General features: G+C 59.4%; 12 protein-coding genes. 1 reads left to right on the forward strand and 11 read right to left on the reverse strand.

Going from position 1 to position 14,547, the window contains the following annotated elements:
- Positions 1-3 precede the first annotated feature (3 nt).
- Genes IVA81_RS33175 through IVA81_RS33205 form a run of 7 tightly spaced genes read right to left on the reverse strand, consistent with a single transcriptional unit; the run spans position 4 to position 8,146 of the window.
- Complete coding sequence (locus tag IVA81_RS33175; protein ID WP_247326133.1) at positions 4-399, reverse strand: hypothetical protein; 396 nt, start codon at positions 397-399, stop codon at positions 4-6.
- Positions 396-2,726, reverse strand: coding sequence for a LamG domain-containing protein (locus IVA81_RS33180; RefSeq protein ID WP_247326136.1), 2,331 nt, complete (start codon positions 2,724-2,726; stop codon positions 396-398). Before IVA81_RS33180 ends, IVA81_RS33175 begins: the two co-directional genes overlap by 4 nt.
- A gap of 50 nt (positions 2,727-2,776) precedes the next feature.
- On the reverse strand, positions 2,777-4,432 hold the full coding sequence (locus IVA81_RS33185) for a branched-chain amino acid ABC transporter permease (protein WP_247326139.1): 1,656 nt from the start codon (positions 4,430-4,432) through the stop codon (positions 2,777-2,779).
- 3 nt (positions 4,433-4,435) lie between these two features.
- Positions 4,436-5,317, reverse strand: a complete 882-nt coding sequence (locus IVA81_RS33190; protein WP_247326142.1) for a branched-chain amino acid ABC transporter permease — start codon at positions 5,315-5,317, stop codon at positions 4,436-4,438.
- Positions 5,318-5,320: 3 nt separating this feature from the next.
- Complete coding sequence (locus IVA81_RS33195; RefSeq protein WP_247326145.1) at positions 5,321-6,088, reverse strand: ATP-binding cassette domain-containing protein; 768 nt, start codon at positions 6,086-6,088, stop codon at positions 5,321-5,323.
- Between the two features lies 1 nt (position 6,089).
- Entirely contained in the window at positions 6,090-6,860 is a 771-nt protein-coding gene (locus tag IVA81_RS33200) for an ATP-binding cassette domain-containing protein (protein WP_247326147.1), read from the reverse strand.
- Entirely contained in the window at positions 6,860-8,146 is a 1,287-nt protein-coding gene (locus tag IVA81_RS33205; protein WP_247326149.1) for an ABC transporter substrate-binding protein, read from the reverse strand. The genes IVA81_RS33200 and IVA81_RS33205 overlap by 1 nt, the downstream gene beginning before the upstream one ends.
- Before the next feature lie 896 nt (positions 8,147-9,042).
- Here IVA81_RS33205 and IVA81_RS40765 point away from each other — a divergent pair.
- Positions 9,043-10,059, forward strand: coding sequence for a helix-turn-helix transcriptional regulator (locus IVA81_RS40765; RefSeq protein WP_247326151.1), 1,017 nt, complete (start codon positions 9,043-9,045; stop codon positions 10,057-10,059).
- Between the two features lie 43 nt (positions 10,060-10,102).
- On the opposite strand, the gene IVA81_RS33215 is transcribed toward IVA81_RS40765, so the two are convergent.
- The 4 genes from IVA81_RS33215 to glnT form a co-directional block, all read right to left on the reverse strand.
- The gene (locus IVA81_RS33215; protein WP_247326262.1) at positions 10,103-11,422 is read right to left on the reverse strand and encodes an FMN-binding glutamate synthase family protein; all 1,320 of its coding nucleotides are present in this window, start codon (positions 11,420-11,422) and stop codon (positions 10,103-10,105) included.
- A gap of 8 nt (positions 11,423-11,430) precedes the next feature.
- Entirely contained in the window at positions 11,431-12,078 is a 648-nt protein-coding gene (locus tag IVA81_RS33220) for a protein glxC (protein WP_247326264.1), read from the reverse strand.
- A gap of 117 nt (positions 12,079-12,195) precedes the next feature.
- Positions 12,196-13,092, reverse strand: coding sequence for a glutamine amidotransferase family protein (locus tag IVA81_RS33225; RefSeq protein WP_247326154.1), 897 nt, complete (start codon positions 13,090-13,092; stop codon positions 12,196-12,198).
- A 24-nt stretch (positions 13,093-13,116) separates the two neighbouring features.
- Positions 13,117-14,445: a type III glutamate--ammonia ligase gene (gene glnT / locus IVA81_RS33230; protein WP_247326156.1), complete on the reverse strand. Its 1,329-nt coding sequence runs from the start codon at positions 14,443-14,445 to the stop codon at positions 13,117-13,119.
- Positions 14,446-14,547 lie beyond the last annotated feature (102 nt).

The raw sequence follows: 14,547 nt of genomic DNA on the forward strand, positions 1-14,547 counted from the left end.
GGATCAGGACTCGAGCAGGTCTTGGATGCTGCGCAGGAAGATCGCGTGCTGCGCCTCCATCAGGCTCGGATATGTCTTTTCATCCAGCGCCCTGGGTAGGCCGCCCCGCCGTCCCGCGAGAGTGACGATCCGGTAGGACTTGAACGGCTCAACGGACAGGAGCGCGTACCGCTCAGCCAGTGGTCGCCGATTGAAATAGATCAAAAGCCGGTCCAACGGCTCGCTGTGCTGCCCCTGCGGAGAGATCCGATGCTCCTCGATCACCTCCGGGGTAATGAGCGTCCGCAGGAACTCTCGTTGCCTTGCCTCGAACCTCTGCCGGGCGATCTCGTCCCGATCGTGTATTTGGACTGTGCTCTGCACCATCTGCTCCCCTTCGAAGTCGCGGCCGGTATTCAAGAAGCGACAGGTTCGGCGCCTGGCACCGCTTCGCGGCCCGCCTCCGGCAGTGGTTCCGGCCTGACAAACGCATTCACCACATTGGCGAGCAGCCGAGACACGTTGTTATCGAACCCGTTTGCGGGCAACGCTTGGCCGAAGGCAATCGAGCTGCATGAGAAGACCGCCCCATCATTCGGCGCGGGAAAGTACGTCATGTCCGCACGCACGCGATAATCGTAGCTGCCAGTGATTCCGGGATGCTGATGCAATTGGACCTGCACATGCGTGAGATAGTTGTCGGTATGACCACCGGAGGAGGCAATTACCTTGGCGTTAGGTGGCGTCCCAAGCGACAGATCATAACGGTCGAGCTCCACGCCGGCAGCGCCGCCGTAAGCGAGCCCAAAATCGCCGATAATCTCTCCTTCTATTCCTTCCGTAATCCAGGACAGCGACGGATCATAGCTGTCCGGCATGCGATAGAAGGGCTCGCTTCTGCCGAAACCCTCGGACACGAAGCCGACGCCCATGATTTTCTGTGGCGGCCGTCCAAGACATTTCCAGGGGCCGCCCTTTTGTCCCGTCGTGGCCATGTAGTGCTCGCCAGGACGCGCCTCCCAGGCCTTCCAGGTATCGCCGAACTTGCGGCATTCAAGCACCCACGGCTCATCCTCGCGGATCGCCACGTTGCAGTAGTAGCCATTGGCTCCAAGGTAAATGTAGCGTCCACCTCCTTCAATGTAGTCCTCGGTCGCGTCCATCATTCGCTCCGAATAGTATTCAGGATGCGTGCCGCTGATGACACAGCGATAGGGCTTGAGCGCCGCAACGCCCTCGAGATCGAGGTCCTCGTCGGTCAGCACATCGTAATCGTACTTCTGATGCTCCAGCCAGGCGATCACCGACAGGTCGGCGGGATATTGCCAGGTGATGTCCATGCTCGAGATGCGGTACTTGGGGCGCATGTTGACGACCGGGCGGTGATAGGAGCTGTAACAGACGCCCTGGCCATCAGCCCACGAATCGTAACAGCCGTGGCCAAATTCCGGATTCTTGTACATCTCGACGTCGATGTCCGTCAGTATCGGCGTCATGCCGGTCATACCCTGAACGATCGGCGCATCGAAACTGAGATGCTCGTTGGCATAGGCCAGATAGCTCGCCGTCGGCACCAGAAAGGCGATGCGACCGGTCGGCACCTTCGGACGAACGAAGAATGGTATATATTCTTCGCCGAGGCCCGTGCCGGGCCCCGCGCGCAGACGCATGGCGTAGGCGCCACTGCGCAAATCTTCCGGCAGCTTGAGCGCCTTTGTCGGCTTCCAATTGCAATCAATGAGCGCATCAGAGTGAAACTCGACGCCGCCATACTCCTGGGGCGCCAAGCGGAAGCAATCGTTTCGTCCGTTCCAGTTCCAGCCGGTCTGCGCGCGGACGGGGCGATTATAGCCCTTCGCATGAAGCTGAAACGGGCCTATGTCGGTGACGACGTCACCGATTCCCTGATCTGTATATCCATGCGTCGTGTCCCAGTACGCCACCATTCCCTCAGATGGTGGCGTGTCTCCATTTCTGATCCTGCCGAGCTCCTCGCGACGCAATGCCCGATTGAACAATCCCGGCCGATCAAGCTTCCCGCAATAGAGTTGCGAGACGAAGTTTCCGCGCTTTGCGTGCCAGTCCCGCGACCCCGCCATCAAGAACGGGGTATCGGGCAGGTGTTTCGGACGAAAGCGAAACGTCTCTGCGACGTGCGAGCGGAGATCGAGCGGAGCAACCTTGCCAAGGACGCTGTTGTAGCGGTTGGTCACGCCTTCCTGGTACAGGGTTGCCCGGCCCGTCTTTGCATCAAAGGTGGCCGCGACGAAATACCACATCTGCGCCTGCAACGGCACTTCGGCTTCCAGATAGTCGACTTCATCACCCTGCCCGACCCAAAATTCCAGCAGGCCGTTCTGCTTGATACCCAGGCCGAAGCCGCAGTTCTTGTCATTATCCCATCGCCCCAGAAGACACTGCCGCAAGCCGACCTGAGGCCACAGCGGGTGGATGAAGGCAAAGAGGGTCAGGCTGCCGTTCAGAGCCAGCCTGCCTTCACGATCCGGCACCTCCAGGAAGGACCCGATCTGAGTATATTGCTTCTCGACTTCCCATGCTCCGTTCACGGAGCAGTCGATCTCTTCCTCGAGGAAGCCTGGTCCTGCGGGATGCTGATCGCCGTGAATGAGCCGCACGAGCTGCGCCTCGGCCCGCTCGGTGCCGTCTGCATTGACGTAGAACTGGATGACGTCTCCCGGCTTGACCGAAATCTTGTCAGAATAGCCAAAGAGCTTGATCTGCGCCATCTAGTCTCTCCCACTCAAGAAGCTGTGCCCGCGCATACTTGATCGCGGCATTAGGATTCCAGAAGATCTTGCACCCGGCGCAGAAACACCCCGTGATAGGCTTCCGCAGGCGATCGGTAGATCTTGTCCTCGACAACGCGAGGCGCAACACCACGGTGACCTGAGAGCGCAACGATCCGGAAACCGTTGATCGACTGCAGTGCGGTAATTGCGTATTTGTCGGGCTGGGGCTGGTTCCTGAAATAGATCAGCAATCTTTCCAGCGCCTCGCTATGCTGTCCTTGCGGTGCCCGCCGGTGCTCCTCAATGACCTCCGGCTTTACCAGCGTCTTGAGAAACTCGCGCTGCATCTTGTCGTAGCGGCGGCGGTAGAGGTCGTCGACGTTGCGAGCCTCGGTTGCCTCCTCAGGCAGCATCTCCCCGCCCTTCTCCGCGCGCGTTGAGCGGCGTTCGCTCTTCTTTTTATCTCGCCAGCTCCTGAACTGCTGCTTGATGCCGAACAGGCCGTTGCGAAGGTAGAGTACGACAAAGAGCATGATCAGCCCGATAATGATCAAGCGAGCCGGCCCGAGCGTAATCAGGACCTTGTCGAAGAAGACGACGATCAGAGTACCGAGCACTGCGCCTTCGGACCGTCCTATTCCCCCGATCACCAGCATGGCGAGGCCCAGCAAGACGGTATCGAAGCTGAAGATCGAGAACGCCACGCCGCCGTAATTTGCAGAATAGAAGCCGCCGATGAAGCCGAGCCCTACGGAGGAGATCAAGAACACTCGCACACGCGCCTGGCGGAAATTGACGCCGGTCGCTTCAGCGAACGCTTCACGCTTCTCCGGCGCCATCCTCAGGATACGTCCCAGCCGCCTGCCATTGACGAAGCGATAGAGCAGCAGCGCCAACAGCATCACGGCAAAGCAGGCATAGTAGGCGAGCTGCAACTGTCCCGAGGAAGACCAGTCCTGGGGTATGTAGGTTGCCGCGCCGTAGAGCCCGCCCGTCGCGGAGCCGAACTCCCTGGAGGTGACAAAGTAGACGCGACAGAGCTCATTGAGCCCGAGCGTCAACAATGCGTAGTAAAAACCATCAAGCCGGGTCGCTGGCAGCGCGATGATGCCGCCGAAGATCACTCCCACGAGCGCTCCGAGCGGCGGGAGGAGCCACCATGGCAGGCCGAACATGGTCGACGAATATGCCGTGACGAACGCCGCCGTGCCGACAATGGCGTAGGTGGCCAGCGAGAAAATGCTCGCTGTGCCAATCACCAGCATCCAGCACAGATTGATCGCAGCGTAGATTCCGAAGGTGACACCTGCGGTGAGCAGAGTATTCTCGAGGCTTGCCGGGGTCAGGAGGGGAACGAGCGCAAGCGCAACCAGTCCCATCACCCACCAGATGGGACGCTTGTCGATGATGGTCTTTTCCCGTCTCAGGCTCTTCTTGTTGTACTCTCCGCGAATGCGCAGAACGCGGCGGCGCGTTGGAAAGTAGCGGCTGCGCCGCCAGAGATTCTGGCCGTGACCCGCCCATTTGTGATAGTAGCGCAGCCTGCCAACCGGAAGGAGCTTGGCCCTGGAGGCGCGCGTCGCCTCCCAGATCTCCTGATGGCTGACGAAGGTTGGGGTGGGAAGCTTTTCGGCCTCCTGGCTGCCATCCCACACGAACAGCGGATTGCGCCACGTTCTCTGAATACTGCTGAGCTCAGTCATACTTTATGCCTCCCGCGCCCTGTCGAGAATTCCAGCGATCCCTCGTGGGCGCACCAGCAGGATGAGGATGATCATCAGGAACTGTGTGATCAGAACGTAGCGGCCGCCGATCGAGACGGTCGTGAGGGCTTCATTCAATCCCAGCACAACCGCCGCGATAACGGCGCCTTGAACGCTGCCAAGGCCTCCGCACAGGGCTATGCTGACCGCCTTGATCATCGGCGTAAGACCGCCGAAGGGAGAGATGTAGTAGGTCTGGGACAGAAGGACGGCCGCAAGGCCCGCGAGCGCGCCTGTGATCGCCATGACGTAGAATGAGGTTCGCCTGACACCGATGCCGACGATGGAAGCGGCATGGGGATTCATCATCATTGCGCGGATCTCGAGGCCACGACGGCTCGAGCGCATCCACCTCAGCACAAGCAAAAGCATCAACACTGACGTGATGACGTTGCCGACCCTGTCGGCGGTCAGCGTCACGCCAGAGAAGGAGAGCTTCCAGGTGCCGAATATCTCGGGCAAGTTCTTCGAGCGCGGACCAAACCACCACAGCAGGGATTGCGTGCCGATCAGGTTTATCGCGAGCGTGGCGATGAGCCCTCGGATCGTGAAGTTCGGCTTGTCGTGAATGGGAATGAAGGCAAGTGCGCAGACGAACACCCCGCCGAGGGCTCCCGACAGAATACCGCATGCGAGAACCGCTGGTCCGAAGGTGGAGACGTGCTGGGCGAACAGCCAGGCGCCGTAACCGGAAAAAGCGAAGATGAAGCCGTAGGCCAGGTTGAGGAACCCCAAGCTTGACCATGTGATGGAAACACCGATTGCAAGGGTGCCGTAGATGCAGGCCAATACGATTGTATTGCTGATGACGAACCAGACATCCATGGCTCATGCCCTTCCGTGGTCGTGCAGCATCAGCGCGGCAGAAGCCTCGCCCTTTAATTTGCCGACGTGCATTCCGAGAATGCGATCGACCCGGCCCTCCAGGAGTGAAACATTCTGCTCGGCGATCACCATCGCCGAGCTCCCCAGATCGAGCGCCATCAGCGCATCAATCACGTTCTTTCCGATTTTCGGGGCGAGTCCCAGGGAAGGCTCATCGACCAGAAACAGTGAGGCTTCTCCCATCAGGCCGCGGCCGATGGACACCATTCGCCGCTCACCGCCCGAGAGGCGGCCAACCGGAACGGCCATCAGCTTTTTCAATGGCGGAAATATCTGCAGGATGCGCTCTTTGCGCTCCTGGCGCTCGCGCCAGGAGCGCGGAGTGAATGCTCCGGAGTCAAGGTGTTCTTCGACGGTGAGCCCGTGGAAGATCTCATCGCCCTGTGGGATGAGGGCAAGCCCTGCGCGCACGATCTGATGGGTATATCGTCCCGGACCCTGGCTCCGCGTACGGCCGATCTCGAGCCCATTGAGCTTGATCGAACCGCGCTGCCATCCGGTCAGACCGGCAATCGCGTAGAACAAGGTCGACTTTCCGTGCCCGTTGAGGCCCACGATGCCGATGCGTTCACCGGAGCTGACGATGAGGTCGAGGTCGTGAATGACCCGCATCGGGCCATAGCCGGCCGACAGACCGGAAAGCTTGAGCATCTCACGCCGCTGCAGCGGCGCGTGCGCGGCCTGGCTCAGGTCCTGCTGGATGATGTTCATATCAGGCTACCTCGTCCACATTTTCGAAGTAGGCCGCATGGACCTTCGGATCGGAGAGCACGTGGGCCATTGAACCTTGCGAGATCACCTCTCCGACATCCATCACCATCACGCGATCGGCGATGGTCCCCAACAGCTCGATGCGGTGCTCGACGATGATGATCGCGATGTTCATCTCCTTCGACAGCAGCCGCAGGAGAAAGTCGATTTCCTCCACTTCAGAGTTGATCAGGCCGGCTGCCGGTTCATCCATCAGCAGCAGCTGCGGCCGGCGCATCAACAGACACGCGAGCAGAAGCTTTCGGCGGTTCAGCGTCTCAAGCTGAAGGGTCGGGATGTCCTCATCCACCTTCAGATTGACCAGCTCGGCGCCATACTCCGCGTCGAACTTCGTCAGATACGGCCGAAATGCCTGTCGCGCGGCCTTGAAGGTTTCTCCGACCGTCAGCTCTTCCGGAATGACCGGCGTCTGGTAGGTCCGAGCGATTCCGAGCCTTGCCCGCCTATGTAATGGCAGCGAGGTGACGTCCTGCCCCTTGAAGGTCACCTGCCCGCTCTTCGGAGGCATTCGCCCCGACAGCACCTCGAAGAGGCTCGTCTTACCCGCGCCATTCGGACCGATGACGCCAAGCACCTCTCCGACATCCACGTGCACGTTGATGTCCCGAAGGATCTCCCGTCCGCCGAGGTCGAGGTGGATGCCGCTGCACGAGAACAGCGGCTGAGGCGGCCTGGTGTCCCAAGATCGGTTCTCGTACGCGCGCTTCAGCATCAGGACCACCAGGGAGCTTTTTGAAGCTTTGATTCAGCGACCTCGTTCGGGAATATCAGCTTGTGATCGACGTTTTGGACCTGGAAGTAGAGTTGAGACACGCCTTTATCGATCTGCGACACCTGAAGGATGTCGCCACCATTGTCGGGGAAGTGATAACTCTCTTGATATGGATTGTTCATGTTCATGAAGCCACTGACGCCGCGCTGGGGATTGCCCCGGATCCAGTCACAGACCTCCTTGAACTTGCGGGAATCACCGACGGCTTCCCATGCCTTCTTCAGGTAGTATGTCTGGTCATAGGAGATGCTCGGATAGGCAAAGCCCATGATTCCGGGGAAGCGCTGCTTGTACTTGCGCGCAAATTCGCGGCCTCTTTCGTCCCCATAAAGGCCCATGGTTGTCGACCATGCAAAGCCATTTGCGGAGGTGCCGGCCAGTTGCAGAAATTCCGGTTGGGAAGGACCGTACTGAAGATAGACCAGTGAGTCCGGCACAGGATCTGCAACAAACTGCTTGCAGAACGCTGCATATTCGGCGGCAACCCAGTGATCAACCATGATCGCGGCTGCGCCGACCTCCTTCATCTCGCGGATGATGGGAGACCAATCCTGGACCGGAAACTGAATATCGGTAATCCGCGCCACTTCGAAATTGCTGCGCTTCTTGAACGCCTCTTGCGCGGCCTTGGAAATGGTTTGGCAGTAGGCAACCTGCTCCTGGATGATGTGCACCTTTCGGTTCTTTGGCTTCCAGGTGCCCATTTTTTCTTCATGCTCGAGCCAGATCGGGTAAGTCCACCCGTAGTCGACCTCCGAAGGAGGCGTCTGAAACACATGGCTATACTTTTCGGGATTGTTCTTGACGGCCTCGCTGCCGGCACGTTGCGCGCTGCCATGGATCCAGGGGCACTTGTACTTGACTGACGCGTCCATGGCCGGCACTGGCACGAGCGTAAATGCAAATGAGATGGCATCCACCTTCGCGTCGATACATGCAGCCACCGCCTGCTTGCTGCTTTCCGGCGAGAGGACATCGATGTCGACCGTGAAGATCTTGAGCTCGCGGCCGAGCACGCCGCCGGCAGCATTAATCTCCTCGGCGGCGAGCGTCGTCCCCTGGACGAAGTCCAGGTGATCTGCCACGCCGGCAGCCGAAGTCTGGGCCGCAGGAATCCCAATTACGATTGGCTGGCTGCCCAGTGCCTGTGAGCGCACAATCCAGGGCATCGCCAAGCCCGCGCCAAGCCCCGCCGTCACTGTCCGTCTGGTCAGATTTGAAGTCATTTCAACATCCTCCTCCTCCGGCTGCGCTTACCAATGACGAATACGTATCCCTTCTTTGCATCTAATGCAAATTATTTTTATGTAATGCAAGTCGAGAATTTTTTCTGCCCCGCGGTGACGCGCGATCAACGGCACCGTCAGTTCGGCGGCGGAAGACTCGGCCAGGCCCGGGTGTATGCGTGTGGGCGGGCACGGTAGCTGCCGCCACCCTCGCCACCTCCTCTCTTCCCGGCAGCCTTTGAAGCGATCGACGGACAGCCTGAAGCAAACAAGAATATGAAATGCCGTTACCGCGCATGACCTCGCGTGCCGGAGCCCACGTCGCGCGGCCCTGTCCTGCGCAAAGACGACAGGCCGATGATGCATGCTGGCCTCCTGTTGCCTGGTCGAAGCTCTGCGAACGTCCTTCGTTGCGATCGGGCCGAGCGGGACTGGCAACCACGGCGTCCCCCCGCCTCGCCCACCTGGCGGCCATTGGCATTGCCTGATCGAGCAAATGCCAATTCTGAGCTTTCGACCTTCAAGGGACTGCTTCAATACGTCAGTTGACGGATTTTTGCGGGAGATTACGGAAATCGAGCTAACGCCAGGCGGGCGCGGCGAAGATGAAGTTGGCCACGGCGGCTGTCCAAGAGAAAACGATTGGGTGGCGCCGAACGCAATTTTTGATTGCGAACTTCACATGTCGTTCGCAGCTTAAATCTGCCGCCAAATATCTGGATGGAGGGCGAGATCGCCACTGCCCAGGCGCCCCTACATGTCGTAGACTGGTGAACAAACGTGCAGGTTGATGCCGTCCCAGGCCAGTGAAGCGGCACGACAGTCGTTCAAAATAAGCTACATTATCGAACACTACCGGCTTGCTCCTTCCGGAAATCGCACTTCAGGGGGAAGCAGTGAGAGCACAACCAGATGTTTCGGTCATAGTCCCCTGGGACGCGGCATCGGCCGACCCGGGAGCGCAGCTCATCGATAGGGCGTCAGAGGCGACGCGCCTGCTCCGGGACCTCGTACGTTGCGCCGGCTTTGCGCTGACGGCATGGGATCCATTATCTCACAGCCATCGTCACCATACGCTCGCCAGCGACGGCTACTCCGACAGATTGCTCGACCACATCAACGATGAGTTCGTCAGAAGCAATCCGGCCTTCGCAATCGCACATCGGGACGAACCGCGGTCATTGAGGTGGAGGGATTGCGAAAAGGACTGGGGCCTGTGCTTTCCCGACACGGTCACCGCCCGCGAATACCTCATTCCTTCAGGATTTCACGAAGGCTCGACAATGTGCCTGCGCCTGCCGGACGGACGTTATGTGGGCGCAATCCATATGAACTGGACTTCGCCGGCGGCCGCGACGGACGAGCGTAGAGAGCTAACGCAGCGTTTCCGGCCGATCCTTGCTGAACTTTGCGATCAACTGCGGACACCGCGGCTGATCGCCGAGGGCGTCGCTCCCAATTCATTCGCGCTGGTTATCTCGTCAAGCGGGGCTGCATTCGATCTACTTGCGCGCGCCCCCGGGCCCCATCTCGGCGAGGGCGGCGCGTTGCGCCAGCTGTTGCTTGATATGCTGAGGCCCTGGACGCCACGGCGTATCCTCTGGGCTGATGAAGACGGACTTTGCCACCGCGTCGCGATTATACCCTGTCAGCGCAACATGGTTGTGGTCACGGAAGAATCGATCCCATGGCCATATGATCTGTCGATCCGAGAACTGCAGGTCCTGCATCTCGTCGCAAGCGGGGCAACGAATCCGCAGATCGCCGCACAGCTATTCGTGTCTCCGAGGACAGTCTCGACGCATATCGAGCATATTCTGGTCAAGATGAACTGCAGCTCCCGCGCGCAGCTTGCCGGACGGGCGATGGCAGAAGGACTTCTGCTTGCCCAGGCGCCATCGAAGCGCTCTTGATTGCCAGGAGGCTTTTCGAGCAGCCCTCCCCGAGCTCAAATGCTCACAAGCCAGGTATCCAACTCGTGCCGGCCAGGGGCAGCCGCGTCATCGCAGCTGCTTCGACTGTCAATGCAACGAGGTCTTCCGGCTCCAAATTGTGCAGGCGGCTTTTGCCGCAAGCACGCGCGATCGTCTGCGCCTCCAGGGTGATGACTTTGAGATAGTTGGCCAGCCTTCGTCCGGCAAGAACGGGATCGAGACGGGCCGTCAGAACCGGATCCTGGGTGGTAATTCCTGCCGGATCCCTTCCCTCGTGCCAGTCATCGTAACAGCCTGCTGTTGTCCCCAATGCCTGGTATTCGGTTTCATACTTTGGGTCATTGTCACCGAGCGCGATCAGGGCTGCAGTCCCTACCGCGACGGCGTCCGCTCCGAGAGCAAGAGCCTTGGCGACATCGGCCCCGCTGCGAATTCCGCCCGAGACGATCAGCTGTACCTTTCGATGTTGACCGAGATCCTGCAACGACTGCACAGCGCTACGGATTGCCGCCAGGATCGGAATGCCGACATGCTCGATGAACACGTCCTGCGTCGCAGCGGTTCCGCCCTGCATCCCGTCGAGTACGACCACATCCGCTCCGGCCTTCACGGCAAGAGCAACGTCGTAATAGGGCCGGCTTGCACCAATCTTCAGATAGATAGGTTTTTCCCAACCGGTTAGCTCGCGCAATTCCAGTATCTTGATTTCCAGATCGTCAGCACCGGTCCAGTCCGGATGACGGCAAGCGGACCTCTGATCTATTCCCATGGGAAGCGATCGCATTTGGGCAACGCGATCGGAGATCTTCTGCCCAAGCAGCATGCCGCCACCACCGGGTTTAGCACCCTGCCCCACCACGATCTCGATAGCATCCGCCTTGCGGAGATCGTCCGGATTCATCCCGTATCGGGACGGTAGATATTGGTAGACGAGTGTCCTGGACTGACCGCGCTCCTCCGGAGTCATGCCGCCGTCGCCGGTTGTGGTCGACGTGCCTGCCAAGCCTGCGCCCCTGCCGAGCGCCTCCTTGGCCTGCGCTGAAAGAGCACCGAAGCTCATCCCCGCTATCGTCACGGGGATGGCAAGCTCGATTGGCTTCTTGGCGAATCGTGCGCCCAGGACGACACTGGTGTCGCAGCGCTCGCGATAGCCTTCGAGCGGATAGCGCGACATCGATGCGCCGAGAAAAAGAAGGTCATCGAAGTGCGGCACTTTGCGTTTGGTGCCGCCCCCCCGGATGTCGTAAATGCCGGTCGCAGCTGCGCGCCGAATCTCCGCGATCGCGTGTTTGTCAAAGGTTGCAGACGGCCGTGGCGGGATGTACCCCCACGCTTTCTCCATCGCGTCCATCAATACGCCCCAGTATTGTCGATGTGGAAATTGTAGAGCTTTCGGGCTGAGCCGTAGCGTCGGAACTCCGACACGTCGACGCGGTGGGCCTCGCCAGCCTGCCTGAGGAGCGCGAACAGCTCGGCGCGATGCTCGTCCCTCAGTTCTTTTTCAATACAGTCAGCACCAAAGCTTTCGACCTTGCCGCGGACGTAGATCCTGGCCTCATAGAGCGAGTCGCCTAGCGCTTCACCAGCATCGCCGAACGCTACCAAGCGGCCGGTCTGGCCCATAAAGCCCGACAAATGACCGATGTCGCCCTTTACGACGATGTCAACGCCCTTCATGGAGATGCCGCAGCGCGCACTTGCATTCCCGTCGATCAAAAGGAGACCTCCATGAGCCGTGGCACCGGCACACTGGCTGGCGTCGCCCCTGACATGGATCAGTCCCGACATCATGTTCTCTCCGACCCCGGGGCCGGCGTTGCCGTCGATGACAATCCTGGCCCACTTGTTCATGCCGCCACAATAATACCCCACGTGCCCGGCGATCTCGACGTCGAGAGGCGCATCGATTCCGACTGCGAGCGCATGCGCGCCATCAGGGTTGGTGACCCGAAACGACGCCTCGTCCCTCGCCGTGTCATTCCTGAGCCCCTGCAACATCTCGTTCAGTTCACGAAGAGAGGTCGTCAGGAGATCGATTTCGCGCTTGAAGTTGGAGGGCCGGAACTCTCTCAAGTCGCGTGGAGACCGTTCGGCGATGTTGACTTGATTCATTCCCTAGTGCTCCCAGAAGTAAGGTGTCGCCGGCTTAGGCTCGAACACGCGCGCATTCTTGATGCCTGGCAGGCATGTCAGGCTCCGATATTCAGATGCAAACGCCACGTAATCTTCAGTTTCAGCCATCACGGCTGGTTTGCACGCAATGGGATCGCGCAACACCCCAAATCCGTTCTTGGTCCCGACAACGAAAGTGAAGAACCCGTCGAGATCGTCCACGCTCGACTTCAGCGCCTCTCCGAGCGTTTTTCCGCGCTTCAACTCGCGCGTCAGGTAGCCTGCAGCGACCTCGGTATCGTTCTCGGTTTGGGGGACAATTCCGTCGCGCTGCAGTTCACGCCGAAGAGATGCATGGTTGGAGAGCGAGCCGTTGTGAACCAAGCATTGATCTGGCCCGGTCGAGAACGGATGAGCGCCTGTCGTGGTCACCGCGGACTCCGTGGCCATGCGGGTATGCGCAATGCCGTGCGTGCCGGCAATCGATACAATGTCGAATGACCGCGCCACTTCGTCTGGATAGCCAACTTCCTTGTAGATTTCCAGACTGGCCCCCTCGCTCACAATCCGGATGTCCTGAGCATTCTCAACCAACCAGTCGCGGCATGTCCTTGTAAGATCTGTTGGAATGGTCAGGATTGCGTGCGTGTAACGATTCGTGACCAAAACCGGAGCACCTATCGAACGGGAAAGGACCGGTGCAAGAATTTCGAAGTCAGACCGCCCTCCTACGGATGTCAGCGTCAGTTTGCTCTTGCTTGGTGCATCGGCGGTGTACAGCGCGAAGCCCGCCGAGTCGGGCCCTCGGCTACAAAGGGTCGAGGTCATCTGGGCAAGCAACCCGCCGAGTTGCGGTTGAAGCTGAGGCGCTTTGAGGAAAAGGCCCGCAATTCCACACATCATGGTCTCCGAAAAGCTAAAGGACTAGAAGAAGCTGAGATATCTCTCGACTTCCCAATCGGATACTTGGCGGTGATATTCCATCCACTCCGATCGTTTGAGCGACATGAACTCCGTGATGACTGGCGCGCCGAGAGCGTTGACGAACAATGGATCCTCCTCCAGAGCCTTCAAGGCTTCGGCGAGGCTTTGTGGAAGCAGGCCGACGCCCATCTCTTCAATCGCCTGGAGTGAGAGGCCATAGAAGTTCAGATTTTTCGGCGCACCGGGGTCGAGCTTGCGCTCAATGCCGTCAAGACCGGCGGCAATGAGCGCTGCGGTCGCCAGATACGGATTCATGCTGCTGTCTCCCGTACGAATCTCGATCCTGCCGTAGGGGATCCGCGCCATGGCTGTGCGGTTATTATCGCCATAAGCGATGAAGGCGGGCGCCCAGGTGGCACCCGAAACCGTGTGGCCGACAACCAGCCGCTTGTAGGAATTCACAGTCGGCGCAAGCAGCGCCGTCAAGGCCTTTGCGTGGGCCATGACGCCACCCAAGAAATGATAGGCGAGCTTGCTCAGGCCCATCCCGTTTTGATCTCTGTCGTCATGGAAGACATTGCGGCCCTCCGCATCTGCCAATGAACAATGGATGTGCATACCACTGCCTGTAGAACTGCTGCGCGGCTTGGGCATGAACGAACAGATAGCACCGAGATCGTGCGCAATCTCGGATGCAGCCATCTTGAAGAACACAATCTGGTCTGCTGTTTTCAGTGCATCGGCATATTTGAAGTTGATCTCGTACTGCCCGTTCGCATCCTCATGATCGATCTGGTACACATCAATTCCAACCGCCTGAAGAGACTCGGTGACACGCTCAAGGAAGCTTCGCCCGCGCATCAAGCCGCGATAATCGTATGCGGGCTTGACAAGCACATCGGTGCCGTCGAAGGGCGATAACCTTCCATCAGCCTCGCGCCGGAGCAGGATGAATTCAGGCTCAAGGCCGGTATTGAAGGTCCAACCGCGCTCCGACAGTCGCGCGATCTGCTTCTTGAGAACGTTGCGCGTATCGACCGGGTGGGGAGATCCTTTGACGGTGCCAACACCCATCATGCAAGCATAGCCGGGCGCCCATGGCGTGACTGTAAGTGTGTCGAGCTCACAGATGACCATGTACTCGGCCTGGTGGGGAAGGAGGCCGAGTCCCCAGGCACCACCACCGGCAAAGCCGGCCCCCTCAGTCAGTAATGCCTCCAAATGCTGGACTGGAACGGCCTTGCTCTTTGCAACCCCGTGCAGATCCACGAACTGCGCGAGTACGTAGCGTACGCCGGCCTGTTTCAGAAAGGCGTGGGCCCCAGCCAAGTCCAACTCTTTTGGGGTGGCGAGGCCCCCTGGTGCAAGTGCGCCAGTCCACGAGTTTGGGAGATGCATTCTCACTTCTCCTTTGAATGGCGCCTCACCATG

This window comes from Bradyrhizobium sp. 141 (assembly GCF_023074055.1).
Taxonomy (GTDB): Bacteria; Pseudomonadota; Alphaproteobacteria; order Rhizobiales; family Xanthobacteraceae; genus Bradyrhizobium.